Source organism: Tardiphaga alba (assembly GCF_018279705.1).
Lineage (GTDB): Bacteria > Pseudomonadota > Alphaproteobacteria > Rhizobiales > Xanthobacteraceae > Tardiphaga > Tardiphaga alba.
Genome location: NZ_CP036498.1, coordinates 1,555,845 through 1,578,291, shown reverse-complemented (window position 1 = coordinate 1,578,291; position 22,447 = coordinate 1,555,845). Strand labels below are relative to the sequence as shown.

General features: G+C 61.0%; 24 protein-coding genes. 7 read left to right on the top strand and 17 right to left on the bottom strand.

The genetic code is table 11. From position 1 onward, the window contains the following. The first annotated feature begins 152 nt into the window (after window positions 1-152). The 5 genes from RPMA_RS07460 (at window position 153) to RPMA_RS07440 (ending at window position 4,662) form a co-directional block, all read left to right on the top strand. A complete protein-coding gene (locus RPMA_RS07460) occupies window positions 153-986 on the top strand; it encodes an ABC transporter permease (RefSeq protein ID WP_211912221.1) in 834 nt (277 codons plus the stop codon). 11 nt (window positions 987-997) lie between these two features. Further along, a complete protein-coding gene (locus RPMA_RS07455) occupies window positions 998-1,840 on the top strand; it encodes an ABC transporter ATP-binding protein (RefSeq protein ID WP_211912220.1) in 843 nt (280 codons plus the stop codon). A 3-nt stretch (window positions 1,841-1,843) separates the two neighbouring features. Continuing rightward, window positions 1,844-2,899 carry an ABC transporter substrate-binding protein gene (locus tag RPMA_RS07450; RefSeq protein WP_211912219.1) on the top strand — a complete coding sequence of 352 codons (1,056 nt, stop codon included), beginning with the start codon at window positions 1,844-1,846 and terminating at the stop codon, window positions 2,897-2,899. Window positions 2,900-3,073: 174 nt separating this feature from the next. Then, a complete protein-coding gene (locus RPMA_RS07445) occupies window positions 3,074-3,706 on the top strand; it encodes a flavin reductase family protein (RefSeq protein ID WP_328516562.1) in 633 nt (210 codons plus the stop codon). A 5-nt stretch (window positions 3,707-3,711) separates the two neighbouring features. Then, window positions 3,712-4,662 carry a carbon-nitrogen hydrolase family protein gene (locus RPMA_RS07440; RefSeq protein WP_211912217.1) on the top strand — a complete coding sequence of 317 codons (951 nt, stop codon included), beginning with the start codon at window positions 3,712-3,714 and terminating at the stop codon, window positions 4,660-4,662. 235 nt (window positions 4,663-4,897) lie between these two features. On the opposite strand, the gene RPMA_RS07435 is transcribed toward RPMA_RS07440, so the two are convergent. The 14 genes from RPMA_RS07435 to RPMA_RS07370 all read right to left on the bottom strand — a co-directional run bounded on the left by RPMA_RS07435 (window position 4,898) and on the right by RPMA_RS07370 (window position 18,123). Continuing rightward, window positions 4,898-6,400: an aldehyde dehydrogenase gene (locus RPMA_RS07435; RefSeq protein ID WP_211912216.1), complete on the bottom strand. Its 1,503-nt coding sequence runs from the start codon at window positions 6,398-6,400 to the stop codon at window positions 4,898-4,900. Window positions 6,401-6,463: 63 nt separating this feature from the next. Then, complete coding sequence (locus tag RPMA_RS07430; RefSeq protein ID WP_211912215.1) at window positions 6,464-7,453, bottom strand: amidohydrolase family protein; 990 nt, start codon at window positions 7,451-7,453, stop codon at window positions 6,464-6,466. 13 nt (window positions 7,454-7,466) lie between these two features. Next, window positions 7,467-8,855, bottom strand: a complete 1,389-nt coding sequence (locus RPMA_RS07425) for an amidase (RefSeq protein WP_211912214.1) — start codon at window positions 8,853-8,855, stop codon at window positions 7,467-7,469. Then, complete coding sequence (locus tag RPMA_RS07420) at window positions 8,855-9,049, bottom strand: hypothetical protein (protein WP_211912213.1); 195 nt, start codon at window positions 9,047-9,049, stop codon at window positions 8,855-8,857. Before RPMA_RS07420 ends, RPMA_RS07425 begins: the two co-directional genes overlap by 1 nt. Before the next feature lie 7 nt (window positions 9,050-9,056). Then, a complete protein-coding gene (locus RPMA_RS07415; protein WP_211912212.1) occupies window positions 9,057-9,761 on the bottom strand; it encodes an ABC transporter ATP-binding protein in 705 nt (234 codons plus the stop codon). Continuing rightward, window positions 9,754-10,509, bottom strand: coding sequence for an ABC transporter ATP-binding protein (locus tag RPMA_RS07410; RefSeq protein ID WP_211912211.1), 756 nt, complete (start codon window positions 10,507-10,509; stop codon window positions 9,754-9,756). Before RPMA_RS07410 ends, RPMA_RS07415 begins: the two co-directional genes overlap by 8 nt. A gap of 61 nt (window positions 10,510-10,570) precedes the next feature. Then, a complete protein-coding gene (locus RPMA_RS07405; protein ID WP_211913528.1) occupies window positions 10,571-11,830 on the bottom strand; it encodes an ABC transporter substrate-binding protein in 1,260 nt (419 codons plus the stop codon). A gap of 44 nt (window positions 11,831-11,874) precedes the next feature. Continuing rightward, a complete protein-coding gene (locus RPMA_RS07400; protein ID WP_211912210.1) occupies window positions 11,875-12,837 on the bottom strand; it encodes a branched-chain amino acid ABC transporter permease in 963 nt (320 codons plus the stop codon). Beyond that, entirely contained in the window at window positions 12,834-13,685 is an 852-nt protein-coding gene (locus RPMA_RS07395) for a branched-chain amino acid ABC transporter permease (protein WP_211912209.1), read from the bottom strand. Before RPMA_RS07395 ends, RPMA_RS07400 begins: the two co-directional genes overlap by 4 nt. A gap of 21 nt (window positions 13,686-13,706) precedes the next feature. After that, a complete protein-coding gene (locus RPMA_RS07390) occupies window positions 13,707-14,591 on the bottom strand; it encodes a polysaccharide deacetylase family protein (protein WP_211912208.1) in 885 nt (294 codons plus the stop codon). A gap of 2 nt (window positions 14,592-14,593) precedes the next feature. Further along, complete coding sequence (locus RPMA_RS07385) at window positions 14,594-15,301, bottom strand: fumarylacetoacetate hydrolase family protein (protein WP_249225584.1); 708 nt, start codon at window positions 15,299-15,301, stop codon at window positions 14,594-14,596. Then, window positions 15,298-16,182 (bottom strand): polysaccharide deacetylase family protein, encoded by an 885-nt coding sequence (locus RPMA_RS07380; protein ID WP_249225583.1) that lies wholly within the window; start codon window positions 16,180-16,182, stop codon window positions 15,298-15,300. The genes RPMA_RS07385 and RPMA_RS07380 overlap by 4 nt, the downstream gene beginning before the upstream one ends. Window positions 16,183-16,219: 37 nt before the next feature. Then, a complete protein-coding gene (locus tag RPMA_RS07375; RefSeq protein WP_211912207.1) occupies window positions 16,220-16,867 on the bottom strand; it encodes a cysteine hydrolase family protein in 648 nt (215 codons plus the stop codon). A 2-nt stretch (window positions 16,868-16,869) separates the two neighbouring features. Continuing rightward, window positions 16,870-18,123, bottom strand: coding sequence for an alpha/beta hydrolase family protein (locus tag RPMA_RS07370; RefSeq protein ID WP_211912206.1), 1,254 nt, complete (start codon window positions 18,121-18,123; stop codon window positions 16,870-16,872). Between the two features lie 162 nt (window positions 18,124-18,285). Between RPMA_RS07370 and RPMA_RS07365 the strand changes: the two genes are divergently transcribed. Next, window positions 18,286-19,053: a GntR family transcriptional regulator gene (locus RPMA_RS07365; protein ID WP_328516561.1), complete on the top strand. Its 768-nt coding sequence runs from the start codon at window positions 18,286-18,288 to the stop codon at window positions 19,051-19,053. A gap of 397 nt (window positions 19,054-19,450) precedes the next feature. Here the strand turns inward: RPMA_RS07365 and RPMA_RS07360 are convergent, their stop codons facing one another. Beyond that, window positions 19,451-19,687, bottom strand: a complete 237-nt coding sequence (locus tag RPMA_RS07360) for a hypothetical protein (RefSeq protein WP_211912204.1) — start codon at window positions 19,685-19,687, stop codon at window positions 19,451-19,453. 154 nt (window positions 19,688-19,841) lie between these two features. On the opposite strand from RPMA_RS07360, the gene RPMA_RS07355 reads away from it, so the two are divergent. Next, window positions 19,842-20,669 carry a GrlR family regulatory protein gene (locus RPMA_RS07355; RefSeq protein ID WP_305849007.1) on the top strand — a complete coding sequence of 276 codons (828 nt, stop codon included), beginning with the start codon at window positions 19,842-19,844 and terminating at the stop codon, window positions 20,667-20,669. Between the two features lie 227 nt (window positions 20,670-20,896). On the opposite strand, the gene RPMA_RS07350 is transcribed toward RPMA_RS07355, so the two are convergent. Next, window positions 20,897-21,781 (bottom strand): tripartite tricarboxylate transporter substrate binding protein, encoded by an 885-nt coding sequence (locus tag RPMA_RS07350; RefSeq protein WP_211912203.1) that lies wholly within the window; start codon window positions 21,779-21,781, stop codon window positions 20,897-20,899. Window positions 21,782-21,876: 95 nt separating this feature from the next. Then, window positions 21,877-22,443, bottom strand: a complete 567-nt coding sequence (locus tag RPMA_RS07345; RefSeq protein ID WP_211912202.1) for a VOC family protein — start codon at window positions 22,441-22,443, stop codon at window positions 21,877-21,879. Window positions 22,444-22,447 lie beyond the last annotated feature (4 nt).

The window sequence follows — 22,447 nt, the reverse complement described above, 5'->3', positions numbered from 1 at the left end:
AATTGATGATCATATCGGCAGAAATAAGCGGAATAAGCTCGAAATTCGCCCAAATGCGACCTTTGTGTGAATTGACGAAAATCGCCGATATTGACTAGCCTTCTGTGTGCCTCGGGATGCGAGGTCTGTTGGACACACAGAAGGGACCTCATATGGAAGCCAACGCCGATGCGGGCCGCCTGCCCGTTCAAACCGCGGCGCCGGCCTCGGGCCTGCTGCAGCGCGCGTTCAAAGGGCGCTCAATCCGCGCCATCCTCGGCCTGACCGCGTTCTTCGCTTTCTGGCAGGCCGTGACCGGCCTCGGCATTGTCGATGGCTTCCTGTTGCCGTCGCCCGTCGCTGTCGCACAGGCGCTTTGGGATCTCGCGCTTGATGGTTCGCTCTGGGTTCATCTCGGCGCCAGCCTGCAGCGCGTGGCCATCGGCTTCGCGCTCGCCTGCATCGTCGGCCTGGTGCTCGGCCTGATCTGCGGCTGGTGGCGCACGGTGTCAGACTATGTGCGGCCGGTCGTTGAAGCGCTGAGGCCGATTCCACCGCTGGCCTGGATTCCGATCACCATTCTCTGGTTCGGCCTCGGCGATGCCGCCTCTTACTTCCTCGTGTTCCTCGGCGCCGTTTTCCCGGCTTTCGTCGCCACTTACACAGCTGTCCGCGGCCTCGATCGCAACCAGATGAATGCCGCGCTCTGCCTCGGCGCAAAACCGTGGCAGCTGTTCACCGACGTGCTGATCCCCGCCTCGCTGCCGATCATCCTGCCGGGACTGCGCATCGCGCTCGGCGTCGGCTGGATGTGCGTCGTCACCGCAGAGCTGATCGCGGCGCAGACGGGCCTTGGCTACCTGATCCAGCAGTCCCGCATGCTTTTCCAGATCAACAATGTCGTGGCCGGCATGGTCACGATCGGTCTCGTCGGCTTCGCGATGTCCGCCATCCTCGAACGGATCGAGCGGCGCGTGAATGCCTGGGCACCGTCAGAGCGCAGCTGAGGAGAACGGCAATGAACACCAGCACCGCTCTCAAAATCCCGGCATCCGGGGATTCCGTCGCGCAGACGTCGGCATCGGACATCCAGATCGACATCAGCCATGTCGGCAAAGTCTATCAATCGCAGGGCACCGACGCTCCGGTCACCGCACTCGACGGCGTATCACTGCGCATTCGCCGCGGCGAATTCATCTCGCTGCTCGGACCTAGCGGCTGCGGCAAGTCCACGTTGCTCAACATCGTTGCCGGCTTCCAGTCAGCGACGTCGGGGCAGATCCTGCAGAACGGTCGCAAGATCACCAAGCCCGATCCGTCACGCACCGTGGTGTTCCAGGACTACGCGCTGTTCGGCTGGATGACGGTGCAGCAGAATGTCGAATTCGGCCTCAAGGCCAAAGGCATGCCGAAAGCGCAGCGCGCCGAGATCGCGCGCTCGCTGATCGCCATGGTGCAGCTCTCCGGCTTCGAGGACAAATTCCCGCACCAGATGTCCGGCGGCATGAAACAGCGCGCGGCCATCGCCCGTGCGCTCGCGCCTGATCCCGACATCCTCCTGATGGACGAGCCGTTCGGCGCACTCGACGCGCAGACCCGCGTGCTGTTGCAGGAAGAAATCGCGCGCATCTCCTCGGAAGCCAAGAAGACCGTGATCTTCGTCACCCACGGTATCGACGAAGCCGTCTTCCTGGCCGACCGCGTCGTCGTCATGAGCCCGCGCCCCGGCCGCGTGCGTAACGAAGTCCTTGTGCCGCTGCCCCGGCCGCGTACGGCAGACATGCGATCCGATCCCTGGTTCGTCTCCACGGTCAAAGACCTCTGGGAGACATTGAAGCCTGAATGGCAAAAAGGAGAATAGACTGTGACATCCACGATCTCGCGTCGTCGCTTCGGTCAACTCGTCGCCGGTGCTGCTGCCTCTCTGCCTTTCGCTACACCTACGATTGTGCGTGCGCAGGAAGGCGATCTCGTCAAAATGTGCTGGTTCAACACGACTACCGTGTCGGCCCAGATCGCCCATGTCCTGATGCGCACCGACATCGCCGCCAAGAACGGCCTGAAGATGGAGATGATCCAGCTCGCCGCCTCGCCCGCGATCACCGAAGCGCTCGTTTCGGGCGCCGGCGATATCGGCACGCTGTCCGACTTCGCTGCGGTGACCACCATGGCCATCGGCGCGCCGGTGACCACCGTGGCATCGCAGGCGCTATTCCGCTCGGCCGTGCTGACGACCAAGAAGTCGGGCATCACCGACATCGCCGGCCTAAAGGGCAAGCAGGTCTACGGCACCTTCGGCATCACCGCGTTCCAGAACGCACAGGAAGCAATGATCAAGGCCGGCCTCACGCCCGGCAAGGACATGACCTTCGTCAATGTCGGCCCGGCCGAACTCGCTGACGCTGTCGGCGCGCAGCGCATCGACGCCTTCTTCACCTATGACCCGTTCGTCTCCTTCTTCGAGAATTCCGGCGCGGCCCAGGTCGTGTCGCAGAACGTCACGCCCGTGATTGCGCTGTCGGCGAACAACAAGTTCTTCCAGCAGCGCCCGGAAGTTCTGAAGCGCTTCCTGCGCGCCAATGCCGAAGCGTTGTTCTTCGCAAGCCAGAACCATGACCTCGTCAATGGCTGGTTCCGCTCGCTCGAACCGGCGAAGAATATCCCGGTGGAAGTGCTGCAGAAGGCGTCGAGCTACGATCCGGCCTGGAACGCGAAGACGTTCATGGACATCAAGGTGACACTGTCGCCGGAACAGATCGCCAAGATGGAAGCGCTCGGCAAGTGGGGCGTCGAGGCCAAGCTGCTGCCGAAGCTGCCCGACGTCGCCAAGTTCGTCGATACCAAGATCGCGAGTGCGGTCGATAAGGACGCCGCGACCAAGAGCTTCGATCCGAAGTCGGTGAAGATCACACGCGCCTGATCGTACGTCACCTTATCCAGACCAACGCTTACGGCCCATGGGCCGTAAGCACGTCTGCTCGTGAAGCCGCCATTCGATAGGACCGAGATGAGCGAGATACACGCAGAATTGCATGAGCGACAAGCGTTGCTGCCTCCCGCCTTGGCCCCGACGCGTCATTTCGATTTCGCCGCCATGTCCGGTGATGACCGCTATCGCCTGATGGCCTCCACCATCATGCCGCGTCCGATCGCATGGGTCGTGACCTGCTCCCGTGACGGCGCAATCAATGCCGCACCCTACTCCTTCTTCAACATGTTCGGCTCCGATCGCCCCGTGATTGCGCTCGGCGTTCTGGCACGCCCGGGCGCGCCGAAAGACACCGCCGCCAATATCCAGGCCACTGGCGAATTCGTCGTCAACCTGGTGCCGTTCGCGTTGACGGAAGCAATGAATATCACCTGCATCGACGCGCCACCGGATATCGACGAACTCACGCTTGCCGGCCTTACGACCTTGCCAAGCCTTGCGATCCAGCCACCGCGGATCGCCGCCTCTCCCGTCGCCTTCGAATGCCGGCAAACACATCTGCTCGACACCGGACCCGGCCAATTGCTGGTGGTCGGCGAAGTGCTCCATGCGCACTACGCCGAACACATTCTCACCGGCGATCCCGATCGCCCGCGCGTCGATCACAACGCACTCGACCTCGTCGGACGCATGCACGGCGCATCCGCCTATATCCGCACGAACGATATTTTCGATCTCATCCGTCCTGTCTGGCAGGACAATCACCCCCGCGCACCCAAGACGCATCACGAGGAATAACCGAGATGGCCAAGTTGAAAGTCGCCGCCGTTCAGGCCGCGACCATTCCCTTCGACGCAGCGGCAGCGACTGCACGCGTCGCGACCCTCATCGCCGACGCCGCCGCGACCGGCGCCAAGCTGGCGGTTTTCCCGGAAGCCTTCATCGGCGGCTATCCGAAAGGACTCGACTTCGGTTGCTGCGTCGGACGACGCACACCGGAAGGCCGCGTCGACTTCGCCCGTTATGTGCGCGGCGCCATCGCGGTCCCCGGCCCCGAAGTGGATGAACTCGTCGCGGCCTGCGCCAAACATGACATGCACGCGGTTGTCGGCGTGATGGAGCGCGATGGCGGCACGCTGTATTGCACGGCCCTGTATCTCTCCCCCGAAGGCCTGCTCGGCAAGCACCGCAAGGTGATGCCCACGGGGTCGGAGCGGCTGATCTGGGGCTTTGGCGACGGCTCGTCACTCACCGTGGTCGATACACCCTATGGCCGCCTCGGCGGCGCGATCTGCTGGGAGCATTACATGCCGCTGATGCGCGCCGCCTATTACGCAAAGGGCGTCCAGATCTGGGCTGCGCCGACCGCCGATGACCGCGAGACCTGGATCCCGACCATGCGCCACGTCGCCATGGAGGGGCGCTGCTTCGTCATCAGCGCCTGCCAGGTGATGCGTCGTTCCGATTTCCCCGCCGACTACAACAGCCGCATCGAAGCAGACCATGACGAATGGATGATGCATGGCCGCTCGGTGATCGTGGGGCCGCTCGGCGAGGTACTAGCCGGTCCACTGCTCGACGAAGAAGGCATCCTCACCGCAGATATCGACACCGACGACATCCTGGGTGCCAAGCTCGACTTCGACCCGGTCGGACACTATGCAAGGCCGGATCTGTTCAGCCTTCGTGTCGATGAACGGGTGCAGGCGCCGGTGATATCGCTGACAAAGAACAAGACAGACGGCAGCGATTAACTGCCGGTCACCACTGGAAACTGCGCGAGATCGACGCATCAGCAAGCACGATGGCTGCTTTTGATGCGTCGATCAGAATCACGGGCGCAATCCTGCTACGGCATGTCGATACGATAGGCATTGAGACTACCCGTATCAAAACCGCGGATCATACCGGGCATCCGCGGCCAGCTCTACTGCAAAGGATCACGAGCTTGACGAAAGCTTAGAAAGAACAAGCTCCAAGCACGACGTTCTAGCTGTAACGCTTTTCTTTGCCGTCTTCCGCATACCAGTCGAAAGGCTCATCGGACAGGTTGACGATGATGTTCTGGATCTGCGTGTATTCCTCATAGGCGACGACACCGTTTTCGCGTCCGATTCCGCTCATCTTGAAACCGCCCCATGGTGAGCAGGGATCGATCCGGTGGTGATCGTTGATCCATACGATGCCGCTCTGCAGCTGGTGAGCGACGCGATGCGCACGAGTGACATCGCGTGTCCAGATCGACGTCGCGAGGCCAAACTCGGTGCCGTTGGAGATTGCGATCGCTTCTTCCTCGGTATCGAACGGAATCACGCACACCACGGGGCCGAAGATTTCCTCCTGGGCGATCCGCATGTTCGGCGTCACGTTCGTGAAGATGGTGGGCTGGTGATAGTAGCCATCGGCGAATTGCGCGCCATCGGGCCGTTTCCCGCCGGCAGCGAGCACGGCGCCCTCCTCCAGCCCGATCTTCACATATCGTTCGGTGAGATCGCGCTGCCTGGCCGAGACGAGCGGTCCCATTTGCGTTGCCATGTCCTGCGGATCGCCGATGCGGATCGCCGCCGTTCGTCTGGCCAATTCGGCCACCACGGCGTCATGGACGGACCGCTGGACCAGCAGACGCGCACCCTGCACGCAGGTCTGGCCCGTGGCGATAAAAGACGCGAACAGCGCCGCGGCAACGCCACGCTCGACCGGTGTATCGTCAAACATGATCACGGCGGCCTTGCCACCGAGTTCGGCTGCAACCTTGGTGAGATTGGCACCGGCCAGTGACGCGACCATCTTGCCGGTCTCGGTGCCGCCGGTGAGATCGATCTTCTTGATGCGCTTGCTGGTTGTCAGCGCCTTGCCTGCAGTCCCGCCAAATCCCGGCACGACATTATAGACACCATCCGGGACCCCGGCTTCTTTGAAGATATCCCCCAGCAGCAGCGGCGTGATCGGCGCCAATTCGCTGGGTTTCACCACCATCGTATTGCCCGCGGCCATCGATGGCGCGATCTTCTTGGTCAGGATCAGGAGAGGATGGTTCCATGGCGTGACATGGCCAACGACACCGAGCGGCACACGGCGAGTGTAGTTCAGGAAGTTGCCGCCAAACGGCGGCACCGTGTCTTCATGCGTGCGCGCCAAAGCGCCGAAATAGCGGAACCATTCGGGCAGACGGCCGAGCTGTGCGCTCATCTCACGCCGCGCACGGCCGATCTGATCGACCTCGATCGTCACCAGCTCCGGGAGTTTCTTGGCCAGCAATTCGCCAGCGCGATGCATGATGTCGCCGCGTACGGCACCCGGCGTTGCGGCCCAGACGGCCGCCGCACGCTCGGCCGCATCGATCGCGAGGTCGATATCCGTCTCATCGCCTTCGGCAACATCCGCAACATGGCTGCGGTCCTTCGGGTTTTCCACACGGATCGTGCGCCCGGACGAAGCCGGCTGAAAGCGGCCATTGATATAGAGCCCATAGGGCTTGCCATCGTTCATCATGTTATATGCTCCCTAGCGCACTTCGCAGCAGCGCCTTAGATCCATCGATCTTCGACGCCGACGTCAGGCGATCCGAAACAGCCGGCTGGCATTCCCGAACAGGATCTTTTCGCGATCGGCATCAGACAGCTTTGCCTGTTTCACCAGACCGACCGGGTCATCATCACCCATATCGAACGGATAGTCAGATCCCATCATCACGCGATCAGCGCCCACAGTGGCAACGAGATTTTCGATCAGTCCCGAAGAGAAAACGCAGGTATCGAACCACATGCGCTTCAGATAGGTCGAGGGCGCCTCCGCCGTCAGCCGGCGCACTTCCGGCCGCACCTTCCACGCATGGTCCATGCGCGCGGCGTAGAATGGATAATAGCCACCGCCATGCGCGATCACCACATCGAGTTCGGGGTGACGATCGAGGATGCCGCCCATGATGAAATGTGCGATCGCCATTGTCTCTTCCACCGGCTGGCCGACGCTGTTGACCATGAAGAAATCACCGAGACGCTGGCCATGGGAGAAGCCGAGCGGATGGATGAACAAGGGAGCCTTGAGCCTGGCGAGCCGCGCATAAAGCGGATCGAAAGCGGCGTTCGACAGTTCGAGATCCTCGACGCGGGTGTCGATCTGGAAACCGCGCAGACCGAGATGTTCGACGGCATGCACCGCTTCATCGACGGCACGCTGCGGAAACCGCATCGGCAGTGTGCCCATGCCGCCAAAATGTTTGGGATCCTGCGCGACAAGCGACGCGATATCTTCGTTCTGCACCCGCGACAGCGCCACCAGCAGCTCTTCGTCCGCCCAGTAATTCTGTTGCGCTGGCGCGGGCGCGATCACCTGAATATCCACGCCCATCTTTGCCATCATCTCGCGCCGCTTGGCGATATCGAGCATCAGGCCCGGCAGTATCTTGCCCTGCTCCGCGTCGGTTTCGCGACTCGCAGGCGACATATCGCGACGATAGGGATTGTCCATCGGATCGTATTTGCCGGCCACCAATGGCTCGACGCGCTTGCTGAGCGCATGGGTATGCATGTCGATGATGGGCATGGGACGTCCCTTCTTAATTGATCTCGGCCGCGGCGGGCACGCGGTGATGCCAATCAGTCGTATCTTGATAAGCGTGCGCTGCACGCAGGATGGTGGCTTCGCTGTAAGGCCGGCCAACGAGCTGGAACGCGATGGGAAGGCCAGCGCGATCGAAACCGCACGGGACGGAAGCGCCGGGCAAGCCAAGGTAGTTGATGCCGCGGGTACAATGGGTGAGCTGGCCGATGACCCGTGCGATATCGGCGGGATCCCCCTCCGTGGTCGCAGCGATTGTCGGTACCGGGATCGATATGGCCGGCAACAGCGCGAGATCTGCGTCACCCATACAGGATGCAATCCAGTCCTCGGTGATCCGCGCGCGCAGGGACAGCGCCTCGACGTAACGTGTCGCCGGATAATAGAGACCTGGCTCGATACGGGCGCGCACTTGATCGGCATAGTCCTGCGGCCGTTCGATCAGCCAGCGCCGATGGATCGTCGCGGCCTCGACACCCATGATGAGCTGCATCAGCGCATTGATGAGACCCATGTTCGGCGGCGCCGTCTCGGAGATAATCGCGCCCAGCGATGCCAATGTCGCGATCGCCTCATCCAGCGCAGCGGCGATCTCCGGGTGCAGCAGCTCGCGGTAGTAGCCGCCGGGCACCGCGATGCGGAGGCCGGCGACGCCCTCGCCCAGACCAGCCAGATAATCGCGCGCGGCGATCACCGAGAGGATACGCGCTGCATCTTCCGCCGTCCGCGTCAGCGGACCAGAACAGTCCAGGGACGCCGCGAGCGGCATCACCCCGTCGGTCGGCACCAGCCCCCAGGTTGGCTTGAGCCCGACCAGACCGCACATGGCGCCGGGATGACGAAGCGACCCGCCGGTGTCGGTACCAAGCGACGCCGTCACAAAGCGCGCTGCGACTGCGACACCCGAGCCAGATGACGACCCACCCGGCACATGCGCAGTATTCCAGGGATTCAGCGCATGGCCGAGCGACTCATTGTAGCCAGTCGGACTCATGGCGAATTCAGCGAGCTGCAAGCGGCCGATATCGAGCGCACCCGCCGAATCCAGACGCGCGACCGCAGTCGATGTAACTTCAGCGCGAAAATCCGTGCGAATTTTTGAACCGCCGCCGGACAGGTGGCCGGCGCGATAGAACAGATCCTTATGCGCGAGCGGAACGCCATGGAGCGGCGGCAATGCGGCGCCAGAGGCGCGCAACCTGTCGGCTGCCCGTGCAGCTGCCAGTGCGTTGTCGCGATCAAGCCGAACTACGGCATTGAGCTTGCGGCCGACATCATCGAGGCGATCGAGCGCGACCGTTGTTGCCTGCTCCGAGGTCACGTCCCCTTCTGCGATGGCTTTGGCGAGTGCGCTGAGATCGAGCGCAGCAATCTGCGTCGCTGGCATCAGCGATCGTCCGTGTCTGCGAGCCAAGCCTGATAGGCATATGGCGTTGAATCGAATGGCAGCATTTTCAGCGCGTCAGTGGCGATCCTTGCATTCACGTCGGTCACCAGGGCGCTCATGCGCGCGGTCCGGCTTGCCGTATCCGGTGACTGGTTCAGATCGGCCGCAATCTGGCGCAACAACTCGTCGCTCATCACAACCTCACTGCACGCCGAGGCGCTGGAACAGCACTTCGGTCTGGTTGTTCAACTCTTCCGACGTCCCGTGATGCACGACCTGCCCGGTCTCCAGCACATAGACGCGATCAGCGACAGCGAGCGCGCTATAGAGGTTTTGCTCGACAAGCAGGATCGAGAGCCCCTCCTTCTTCAGGTCCACGATGATGCTTTCGAGATGTTGCACCATCACCGGCGCGAGCCCCTCGGAGGGTTCATCCATCAGGATCAGTTCGGGATCGATCATCAGGGCACGGCCGACGGCCAGCATGCCGCGTTCGCCACCCGACAGCTGACCACCGCGATGATTGCGGCGCTCTGCCAGACGCGGGAATATTCCGAACACACGATCGAGCGTCCAGCCATCTTTGGCGCGCGCGCTCTTGAGCATGGTCAGGTGCTCGGTCACCGTCAGCGACGGAAACAGCCGGCGCCCTTGCGGAACGATGGCGATCTTTCGCCCGGCAATGTCGTGCGCGGGCATGCCGATCAGGCTTTCGCCGCGCCACGTGATCGTTCCCGAACGCACCTGTGGCGGCACGAGGCCCATGATCGAACGGATGACCGTGGTCTTGCCCATGCCGTTACGGCCGAGCAGCGCCACGATCTCGCCTGGCTTCACATCGAGAGATACGCCGCGGACGACGACCGCATCACCATAACCGCTATGCAGATCGCGAACTTCAAGCATGACGCGGCTTCCCGAGATAGACTTCCTGAACCTTGGCGTTGCGGCGGATTCCTTCCGGAGGCTCCTCCACCAGCACGCGGCCCTCGAACATGCAGGTAACGAAATCGACCAGGCCCAGCGCGAGATCCATGTCGTGCTCGATCAGGATCACGGTAATCGCGGGATCGAGCGATCGAATGACCTCAGCGATCATCGAGCGCTCGGATGGCGACAGACCAGCTGCGGGCTCATCGAGCAGAAGCATGGTCGGCGTCGTCACCAGCGCGATGGCGATCTCAAGCTGCCGCTGCTCGCCATAGGACATTTCCTTGACGATGACGTCTGCCCGCTCGGCAATGCGCGCAGCTTTCAGCGCGGCAGCAATACGCGCCGCCTCCGTCCCATCAGGATCAGGCGAACCGAACAGTGAGAACTTCTTCGGCTTCAATCCGCGCAGTGCCAGCATCATGTTGTCCTGCACGCTGAGCGTGGGAAACAGGTTGGTGATCTGGAAGGTGCGCGAGATACCAAGCTGAGCACGCCGGTGTGGCGGCAGTTTGGACACGTCGTGGCCATTGAAAGTGATCTTGCCGGATGTCGGCGGATGTGCACCGGCAATGGCATTGAACAGAGTGGTCTTGCCGGCGCCGTTAGGGCCGATGATGGCGCGGCGCTGGCCGCGCGGCACGGTCAGGCTGACGCCATCGACCGCCTTCAAGGCATCGAAGGCCACCGTTACATCGCTGAGCGTCAGGATCGGTTCGGACACGTATGTTTCCCGTCAGGCGGAGCGCGGCCTGACCGCGCTCCGATGTCTGCGTTGATGGAGATCAGGTTTTCTTGATGCCCTGGAAGGTCCGCGAATAAGCCGGCTGCTTCAGGTAGGTCGCCGGATCATATTTCCAGAACTGCGAGACGTTCGGATAGGTCTCGATCGGAATGTTCCAGAACTTGCCGTCCGCACGCTTCACGGTCTTGCGAATATAGACGTCGTAGATCGGATTGCCGTAGTCGTCGAACTTGACGGTCTTGCCCAGTGGCGAGTTGTCGAGTTCGGTTTTCAGCACGGTATCGATGAAGACCTCGCGATCCTCGACCTTGCCGCCCACCTTCTTCAGCGCCGCATCGATCCACATCATGCCGGAATACATCGAGAAGCCGTATAGCGACGGGATCTTGCCGTATTTGGCTTCGTATTCCTTCGAGAACTTCGCCGTGGTCGGCACATCCGAACCTTCGGCGAAATGGGCGGCTGCGATGATGCCTTCGCATTCCGGGCCCATGGTGCGGATCACCGACTGATCGGTGCCGTTCATGGCCATCAGCAGCGGCGTTTTCCCCTTCAGGCCGAAGGACGCATATTGCTGGATCAGGCGGGTCGAATCGGCGCCGGTCTCCATGGCGAAGATCGCATCGACCTTGAGATCGGCGAGCTGGCCGAGATAGGGGCTGAAATCCGCCGTGTTCAGCGGATGCCAGAACTGCTGCACGATCTGGCCGCCGCCTTCGGTGAACACCTGGGCGAGACCGCCACACTGTTCGTGGCCGAAGGTGTAATCCTGGCTGATCGTCGCGATCTTCTTGTAGCCCTGCTTCAGGCACCAATCACCGAACGGATGAGTGAATGCCGATGCCGTGTAGCCGGCAACGCGGATCACGTTCTTGATGCGCGCCCGCTGGGTGAGATCATCGGCCGCGATGATCGGAATGAAGTAAGGCGTACCGGTGCCCTTGACGTAGTTGGCGACGGCCAGACCGGTATTCGCCAGCAGATTTCCGATCAGCATGTGGCAATTGCCCTGCTCGACCAGGCGGCGGGCCTTTTGCAGAGCCGTGTCCGGATTCGATGCGTCATCCTCGATCACGAGTTCGACCTTGCGGCCGCCCATCTCGTTCTTCACCTGGTCGAGATAGAACTGCACGCCTTCGACCATTTCCTTGCCGCCGGAGGCGACCACGCCGGTGAGTGGCGCGAGCAAGCCGATCTTGATCGGCGTCGCCTGCGCCTGGGCTGCACGCCAGGGAGCGGCGCCGACGCCGGCTGCGGCAACAGCGGCGGTAGAGGTCTTGAGAAATTGTCTGCGATCCATCTCGAAGTCCTTTCGTGAGTACCCGATTGAAACGTGAAACCGACTTATCGCGGCTTGCGCGAGGTGAGTGCGCGAAGCTTTCCGATGATGCCCTCCGGGGCAAAGATCATGATGAGAACGAATGTGACGCCGAGCACCATCAGCCAGCGCTCGGTGTAGGAACTGACAATGTTCTCGAGGATGATGATGGCTGCCGCGCCGACAAACGCACCGAACAGCGTGCCGACACCGCCCGCGATCATCATCAGAACGCCTTCCACCGACTGGGCGAGCGCCACGGTCGATGGGCTAACGAAATTGTTGAACATCGCATAGAGTGCGCCGGCAATGCCGGCGAAGATACCGGACACCGTGAAGCCAATGAACAGATGCAGCGGCACATTGTAGCCGAGGCTGCGCATACGGCTTTCACTGTCGCGAATACCGCGAAGCGTCAGACCGAAAGGCGAATTCACAAAGCGCCACATCGCATAGGATACCGCGGCCGCGCAGGCCAGCACAGCCCAATAGAAGGCGCTTTGTCCCACCAGAGCGGCGGGACGCACATCGCCACGCATGCCGTTCTCTCCGCCCGTGACCTGCGTCCAGCGCAGGCACACGCCCCAGATGATCATGCCGAGCGCCAGCGTGAGCAGTAGGAAGTAAACGCCGGAGGTTCGCACCGCTAGCAGTGCGAAGACAGAGGCCACCGCCGTTGCGGCGGCGACGCCGAGCACCAGCGCGATCCAGGGCGACATCTCGCCCTGGGCCGTCAGATACACCACCACATAGGTCGAGACGCCGAAGATCGCGCCATGGCCGAGCGAGGTGCGACCTGCAAAGCCCGCAAGAATGTCGATCGACATCGCGAGGATACCGAAGATCAGGATTTCGGTCGCGAGCCCGACCTGATAGCTCGACAGGCCCAGCGGCAGCAGCGCCGCGACAAGGACGACCGCCGTCGCGATGACGAGGCCTCGTCCGGTCATGCCGGCAAAGCGAGAGGATCGTGGTGCAGGTTGCGTCATGTGGCACGTCCGAACAGGCCGAGCGGACGGAATGCGAGCAGCACCGCCATCGGTCCGAAGATCACGAAATAAGCAAGCTCTGGGAACATCACCTGGCCGAGCGTATTCAACAGGCCGACCAACAGACTGCCGACGGCAACACCAACCAGGCTGCCACGGCCGCCGATGATCACCACGGCAAGGCTGAAGGTGAGAATTTCCGCGTCCGCCGACGGGTAAAGCGAGAGAAACGCGCCGCCCATCAAGCCACCAAGGCCGGCCAGAGCCGAACCGAACAGGAAGGTGAAGAGGAAGACGCGGCGAATATTGACGCCGGACGCTTCCACCATCTCGGCATCATCCACGCCGGCGCGGATCAGTGCGCCAAGCCTGGTGTGATTCAGCAACACCCACAAGCCGATAAAGACGAGAATGCCGGTGACCAACACGAACAGGCGATAGATCGGATAGAACGTGCCGAACACCCGCGTGCCGCCGCGCAGCAATTCGGGGATCGGCACCGTGAAGCTGTCGCCGCCCCAGATCACCAGCGCCAGATCGTTGAGGAAGAACGCCACGCCCAGCGTCAGCAGCACCTGCCGCAACTCATTGCCGCGTACGAAACGCAGCAGGCCCTGATCGAGCACGAAGCCGATAGCCGCAATCGCCGCCATGGCGCCGATACCGCCGACCAGGAAGCTGCCGGTCTTGATCGCGACGGTGTAGCCGATATAGCCGCCAAACAGATACAGCGCGCCATGCGCGAGGTTGACGATGCGCAGCAGGCCGAAGATCAGCGTGAACCCGCTCGCCACCACGAAGAGCAGCGCAGCGAAGGTCAGGCCGTTGAGAATTTGAAAGAGGCTCATGCCCTGTGACTTTGCCTGCCGTTAGACCGTCGGCGCTTTCGGCCCGACATCGAGATACCAATCGAGGATCTGCTCACCCGTCATGAAAGCGACGTCCGGCTTCTTCTGGATGGTCTCGAAGATGCGTCGGAAATGCTTCAGACGATGCGGCGCCCCCATGATGTAGGGATGCACAACCAATGCCATGACGCGCGCACTATCGGCAGCGTCCTCGTAGATCTGCTCGAACTGGTCGATGGCGCGGTCGTAATATTCCGATGCCTTGTGATGCTGGATCAGCATCATGGCGACGTCGTTGCACTCCTGCGTATACGGCACGTTGACGATCGGGGCGGTCGTCGTCTTCAGCCAGACCGGTTGATCGTCCAGCACCCAGTCGCAGACATATTCATAGCCTTCCTGCTTGAGCAGATCCGGCGTTTCCCAGGTCTCGGTCAGGCCCGGCCCGAGCCAGCCACGCGGCCGCTTACCGGTGACGTCCTCGATCACGTCCGCGGTCTTGCGGATGTCCTCGCGCTCGTTCTCCACCTTCTGCATGTTGCGTTGGGTGAAGCCGTGCCCCATGAACTCCCAATTGCGCGCTTTTGCGGCATCGACGATGGGCGGATAGGCCGCGATCGCCGACCCGTTGATCGCCAGCGCCGCCGGGAGCTTGTAGTCGTCGAACACTTTCAGCATGCGCCAGAAGCCAACGCGGTTGCCGTATTCATGCCAGGCCCAGTTCGGCACGTCCGGCGACGGCGAACCGCCGGCCGGCGGTGTCAACACCGTGCGCGGCATTGGCTGCTTGGCGTCCCATTCCTCCACATTGACGATGATCCACACGGCCATGCGCTTGCCATTCGGCAGCTTCAGCGGCGGACGGCTGTCGATCGGCGAATAGGAGATGCGTTCGGTGGGCAGCATGCTCACTCCTCCGGCGCAACGATGGTGATGCCGAGCGACGGCAGCCCATCGATCCGCGCATCAATGACATCACCCGGCACAACGGGGCCGACACCAGCCGGGGTTCCGGTATAGATCAGGTCGCCCGGCTCCAGCTTCATCTGCTTGGACAGTTGCGACACGATTTCCGGCACGCTCCAGATCATCTGGCCGATGTCGCCACGCTGTTTCTCGACGCCATTCACGGACAAAGTGATGGCGCAATTGTTGAAGTGCCGCGCGTCGCGGGCCGGCGTGATCACGCCACATGGCGCGGACGCATCGAAGCTCTTTCCCATTTCCCAGGGCAGACGCATGTCGCGCGCATCGCGCTGACGATCGCGCCGGGTCAGATCGATGCCGACCGCATAGCCCCAGATATGTTCGAGCGCGTCTTCCACTGCGATATTGCGGCCGGGCTCACCGATGGCCAGTACGAGCTCGACCTCGAACTGAAAGTCCGCGGTGAAAGCCGGATACGGCACGCGTGACCCATCCGGAACCACGCTATCGCGTGGCTTCTGGAAGAAGAACGGCGGATCGCGTTCGTCGGCTTCCTTCATCTCGCGGATATGATCGAGATAGTTCCGGCCGACGCAATAAACACGACGTACCGGAAAGAACCCGCCGCCAAGAACCGGAACGCCTATCACCGGCACCGGCGGCAGAACCTGCTGACCCGCCACGCTCACTTGGTCACCTGGGTGTTGTACCAGTCCAGAATCTGTTCGCCGTTCCAGTGCACGACGCCCTCGAACTGGCTCACATATTTATAGACCTCTTCGAGATATTTGATGCGGAACGGCTGGCCCGAAATATAGGGATGAATCGCGATCGACATGATCTTCGGCCGATCGGCGCTCTCGGCATAAAGGCGGTCGAACTGGTCCTTGGCGCGATTGAGGAACTGCGTGGCCTCGTGATGTTGCACCATCATCATCGGAATGTCGTTCATCTCGACAGTGTAAGGCAGCGTCGTCAGCGGGCCCTTCTCGGTGCGGATCACCGTCGGCTCGTCGTCATAGACCCAATCGCCAATATATTTCACGCCGGCTTCGGCCAGATATTCCGGCGTCTCCAGCGTCTGCGTCAGGCCGGGTCCAAGCCAGCCAACCGGGCGCTTCCCGGTGAATTTTTCGATGACGTCCATGGAGCGATTGATCATCGCCTTCTGGTCGGCCTCCTTGTGGATCGGCCCCTGCTCATAGGCATGGCCCATGAATTCCCAGCCGAGATCCTTGGCCTCCTGCGCCACGCGCGGATAGTCCTCGCACACCCGCGCATTGATCGACAGTGTGGGCTTGATGCCGAGCTTCTTGTAGAGCTCAAAGAAGCGCCAAGCGCCGACGCGCATACCGTATTCGTGCCAGCTCCAGTTCGGCACGTCGGGCAACAGCGGTACGCCCGTCGGCGCCGGAATGACCTGGCGCGCCATCGGCTTCGAAATATCCCAGACCTCGAAATTGACGATGGTCCAGAAGATCATGCGGGCATTGCCCGGCAACTTCAGCTTGGGACGATCAACGATCGCAGAAAAGTCGCAACGCTCGCGCGGCTGCATGGGACCGGTCATGACTGGAAACCCTTCGACAATGAGAGATTGAATCGGATCATGCCGCGCTCCTGCCAGCCTTAAGGCTATCGAGCTTCATGACTTCATCCGTATCCATCACGAAGCCGAAGGCGGTCCGGATGCAGGCAAGGCCCGCAGCATGAAGCTCGGGGCCGTCCATACTGTCCACGCAGTCCTCGACAACAATCACGGAATAGTCGCGCACATTGGCAGCCGTCGTGGTGGCCAATACGCAGGAATTGGTGTTCACACCCGTGATCAGTAGCGTGTTGATGCCGTGCGAACGCAACACGAAATCGAGGTCGGTGCCGAGAAAGCAGTCATAGCGCTTCTTGGTATTGACGATGAAATCGCGGGAATCCAGCAGCTCCGGCATCACGGTGCAGCCGGGGCCGCCCATGATGTTGTGCCGCATCACGTTTTTCCGCGTCGCCTTTGGATCTTCGGCGCGGGTGCGCCAGAATGGATTGGCGCGGATTTCCGCCTCGTCGCGATAGGACGTCAGTTGATGCACGACGAGGATGCCATGCGCACGACACCAGTCGAACAGTCGCTTGTTGGCGGCGATGACGCGATCCGCCACCTCCTGCGTAGTCGGCATGGTTGCCACCGACAGGTCGAGATGACCGCGATGCAGGTCGATGGCAACGACGGCAGCCTTGACGTGGTCCACACCGAGATTCATCGTTACACCAGCGGATTGTAGGAGGTCTTCAGCAGCTTGCGCTGATCGATCCCGAACTTGTCGGCCAGCCAGTCGGACAGCACTTCCTGACCGATGGTCGGGTTGTCATGCTGGCAATGCTCGGCGCCCGTCTCTTCCGGTTCAAGCACGCGCAATGTCGCATCGACACCATTGGCGATGGCATGATCATAGGTCGCACGCGCTGCGGTGACGGTGAGAACGTCGTGCCCGCCATGCAGGACCAGATACGGGCACTTCATGTGTTCGAGGTGCCCCTTCAGCGTGAACGGCTTCATCAGCTCATGCGCATCCTTCATGGTCTTGGCGCCGAAGACCCAGCGAATATGCATCGCAAGGCCGAAATCGTCGCCTTTCTGCCCCCACATGTCATGCACCGACCACACCGCGCCGTGCGAGATCACGGCTGCGAGGCGATGCTCGTAGCAGCCGGCGCGCGCGGCATAGTAGCCGCCCATGCTGGAGCCGCAGACGGCAATCCTCGAGGGATCGACATCGGCGCGCTGCTCCAGCCAGTCGATGCACTTGCCAACCGGCACTTCAGTATCGGCGCGCGTGGCCAGCCCGTGGCGACGAAGCGTGCCGCCCTGCCCGGGCAAATCGACCATCAGGACCGAGATGCCGCGCTGCAGGCAGCCATGGGCCTGCATGAACCACATCTCGTCCTTGATGGAATCGAGGCCGCCCATGCAGATCAGCACCGGCAGCTTGTCGCCCGGGAATGGCGCGCGAATGAAATAGCCGCAGATCGGCTTGCCCGGCTCGTACGGAATTTCGACGACCTCACCGGGCGGATTAAGATGGGAGATGAATTTGTGTGAGCAGGCTTCCATCTTCTCGAAGGTCGGAAGCCGGCGCGGATCGGTCGGCTCGAGATGGAATTCCGCCTGGCGATAGTAATCGGCAGCGCGAAGGAAGCAGTTCATCGCCGTGCGGATATGACCCAGGCCTTCTTCGGCCAGACCGCGCTGCCAATTGGCATCGGCAATCACCATCCACTCTTTATGCCAGCTCTCCAGATCGCCGGGTATCATGCGCGATCCCGCCAGCATCACCTCGGAAACGCTGCCGCCGCCTTCCTGCGTTTCGCCCAGGCCGCGACGGAATTGATAGGCGAGCCAGGGATGCTCGGGCCAATGATGCCAACCGAACGGCTCATAGTGCGGAGAACGATCCGCGGTAATCTCCTCGATCGCATTTTCGCTAATCGGCTTTCCTGAACCCATGAGATGCGCCATTCATTTGGTCGTTTCCGTTGCCGCATCATTGCGCGTCTCAAACGGGTGTCAACAAAAATTACATACACTTTGTGTGACTGATCAACATTTCTACAGATTGCCTACCCTTCTTGCGTGATTTTCATGCATATTTCTCGCGTAATTCTGTAAGATGAACTATCGATGTCAGAACACTCAAACAGAAGTGTATCCACTTTTGCCATGCGAGCGAACGAGATGTCCGACCTGACTGACCTCAAAACGGCTGAGACCACGGGCGTCCGCGCCGGCAACCGATCCCTCTCGGTCATGGAGCAAATTCGCAATTTCATCCTCGAGGGCGCGGTCAGCGCCGGCGAGCGCATGAATGAGGTTCGGCTGAGCAAGACGCTGGATGTGTCGCGCACCCCGGTGCGCGCCGCACTGCAGGCGCTGGCCGGCGAAGGACTGCTCGACTACGCGCCCAATCGCGGCTTCATCGTTCGCGAATTTCCGCTCAACGTGATTGTCGACGCCTATGAGATCCGGGCTTCGCTGGAAGGACTCGCGGCACGCTTTGCCGCCGAACGCGGCCTGAGCGACGACGAACGCGCCATCATCGAGAAGAGCCTAGTCGCAGGCGACAAACTTTTGTCGCCGGGCGAATTCGCCGAAGGCGATCTTCTGCTCTATCGCGGCATCAACGGTGATTTTCACGACACACTGCTATCGGCTGCGCGCAACCGCATGCTGAGTGAGATGATCAGAATCTGCCACCACGTCCCGATGTCCTCAACCCGCAACATCGTCGCCTTCGAGCACCGCGACGTGCGCAGGCGACATGACGATCATCACCGGATCTACGAAGCGATCTTGGCCCGCGAACCGTGGCGCGCGGAAGCCATCATGCGTGAACATGTTTCGGGCGTGCGCGCTTCTCTCATCAAGTCTCTTACCGACCGGGTCCGGTAAGCTACACATACGCCGTGTGACGAGCCGACAAGCAGCAACTCGGCTGTAATACGCTCCGGGCTCGTGCCGCGATCCGAATTTACAAAGCGGCGGAACCTTGGGACGAGAAGTTCTCCGATCGAGACCACTACCCAACAAAATAAGGGATAGCTTCCGCAACGAAACGCCGTCGCTTTCATGCGGCACCGTCGCGACTGCTGAGCGATGGCTGCAAAAGCACGCGACCTCGCTTACCGACCACACCAATAGACTGCTCGATGCTCCGATCATCAAAGTGGACTTTGTTTTCATAATTTCGAGACGAGATCGAACTGACAAGTCAGCTCGTGATATTTCGGAGGCGCCTGCCTGATGGCGTCTTGGATTGTACCGATGACGCGCCGTCGCCGCCCTGAGCTTATCCACCGGATTTTGCCGGTGCATGGGGTCGACTGTGCCAGCCGAAGACTTTCCGGAATGCGCGAAAGGCCGCGAAATGCGGGCCTTTCTCGGCGGGGCGGGCGTTCTGGCCGAATGCCCGGACTGCCTGGCTGGGGCGGGAGTGCTGTTCGTAATTATCTCCGGGAAGATTCCCTGCAAACAGGGAATTTTTCAGGGAAATCACGTTTTCGGTAACGCGCATGGCCTCAGCCAATGCTCTTTTCCCGAGAATCTGAGCCCTCTCCCGCGAGTTTCCCTAAACACTCGAACAGGGATTTCATTCTGAGTTGCAGGGATCTGGAAAGGCTCGATCTGGGACTGCCTTTACCCCTCTATCTCCGCTTTGCGTCATTTACGGACCAAGACATATGCCTCGCTCGCTTGTTCTGGATCTTGAAGTACGATGCTCTTCTAGATTCCTTTTACCGTGTCGATGTCGCTTTTCGCGCATCAAAGCACCGACTAAAGTCTTCCACATGGCTGAGGCGACCATCTCATTCGACGGCTTCTATAAATGCGAGTACCGGGCTGGCCCTGTGCTCAACCGCAGCGTCATGCACGTTCGCGGTGGCCGAATGCTTGGCGGCAATTCGGCATTCGCACACATCGGGAGCTATCAGGAGGTCAATGATGGAGAAGTCGTCGGCCAGGTTGCCGGTCAGCGTCACGCGACTGATCCGAGCGTGAGCCAGCTCTACGGCGCCGACGATGACGTCCTCAATTTCCGTGGCCGAGCCATCGGCCATGCCTATCATTTCGCCTGCTCGCCTGTTCGAATACCCGATGCAGTCGTGAACTCGATCATGACGAGGCTGGACGAGGCCTCCTTGCCGCCTCCCGGTCGCGTAGATGCAGGAGGAATCCTCAACGGCCTGTATGCATTGCGCATGCGCGCACTCGACGGCGTCGATAGCGGCCTCACGGGCGTTATGTTACTGCAGGACGGCCGCATGCTCGGCGGCGACGCCTTTTTCTATTATCTCGGCTCCTATTCCTCTGCCCAGGGCCGCTGGAAGGGCGAGATCGTCAATCAGGAGCATACGAAGGCCAACGACGCCGTGTTCGGCGGGCGCGAAGTCGGCATCGGCTTTTCAGGCGCTTGCGACGACCGGGGCGCGACCTGGGAAGCGATTGCGCTGGCCGGCAAGCGCAGCATCCGACTTTCCGCGGAGATGGAACTTCTGCACAAGATCTGATCGGGCGATGAGATCGACGCGATCGTGCACCTGCGTAGTGCAACGTGCGACTCGATAACTAGCCCAACAGCTTTCCATCATCGCTGCGCAAGGCGGCAACACGACTTTGAAAAAGCCCGAACTGCATCGCCTGCTTTATTCAAGAACGATCCCTCGTTCTTTTACCAAGCGAGCCCACTTTTCGCGTTCGGAACTCAGGACGGACGAAAACTCTTCCGGAGAACTCCCTATCCCACGAGCCCCTGCTCCTCCAGGCGCGCCGCGAATTTTGGATCTCCAAGGATCTTTCGAACCTCGGAGTGTAGTCTATCAATGACGTCACGAGGCGTCCCTGCTGGCGCCAGCATGCCGACCCAGGAATTGACCTCGAAGCCGGGATAGCCACGCTCGGCAACAGTCGGAACATCTGGCAAAGCCACCGACCGCTTCGCTCCCGTTTGAGCGATTGCATTCAGCGCGCCAGCTTTCACATGCGGCAGCGCAAGCGAGGCTGACAGGAACATAGTTTCGATATGTCCGCCGACCAAGTCCTGTTGCGCCGGTCCGCCACCACGATAGGGAACATGCGTCATGGTTGTCGCCGTCGCCGACTGAAACAGTTCGGCCGTCAGGTGGTTGCTCGAGCCAACACCGACGCTTGCATAATTTACTCGGCCAGGCTCCGACTTCAAAAGCTTGACAAAGGTCTCAAGGTCCTTTGCCTGCACCTTCGCGTGGGTGAGTAAGATAAGCGGATTGCTCGCGATCTGCGTAACCGGCACAAGATCACGCGCGACATCAAAGTTTAATTTCAGATATGTCAGTGGGTAAAGGGCGTAGGAGTCAAATACGAGCAGTATCGTATGCCCATCCGGCTGCGATCTCGCCACTTCACTGGCCCCCAACGTTCCTCCAGCTCCACCGCGATTGTCGATGACGACCGTTTGACCCAAAGCCGTCTGCAATTGAGGCTGGATCTGGCGAGCGACCGCATCAACAAAGCCACCGGCGGGAAATGGCACCACCAAACGAATCGGCTTGCTAGGCCAGGGCGTCTGGGCATAGGCGGCGGAAACGCACGCCACCCACGCCGTGACGAGTGCGCCGACAAACTTAGGTGCCGATTGTCTCATTCTGCCACTCCCTGCTCTGTCGTCATATCTGCTCACGGGCCCTCGCCGCGCGGCAGAAGCGGACCATTCAAAAGTTTAAAACAACGCTGGTACAGTCACGCCTGTGGCGGACGTTCGATCATCCGGGGCGTATCGGTCATGCCCGGTTGCGGCCAATTCCCGAACATTTCCGCATAGCTTGCCGACATTATCTCGATGACGGTGCCCCATGGATCCTCGCAGTAACATAGTCGCCAAGGACGGCCTGGTACGAAGTTGGTGGGCTCATTGCGCTTGCGGCCGCCGCGCGCACAGATTTTCATAACTAAGCCATCGACATCGGGACAGGTGAGCGCGATGTGGAACGGGCCGCGCTGCCAATAAGGCATATTCTCGGCGGTCAGTTCGACGGCTGGTTCGATGAACTGAAACAGTTCGAGGCCGACGCCGTTGGCTAGCAGCAAATGCGCTTGATAGGCTGAGCGAAACTGCTTTCCGAAAATGCCGGGCGTTTCATGCGTGGCGCTATCCGCCGCCGCGAGCAGCCGCGGGCCCATGATGTGGCTGGCGCCGAACACCTCGCCATACCAGTCGATCGCCGCGAAGATGTCGGGCACGGTGAGCCCGACATGGTTGAAAGCCAGTGGCAGGCTGCAGTTACTAAGCGTCCGGTCCGCGCTCAACGGG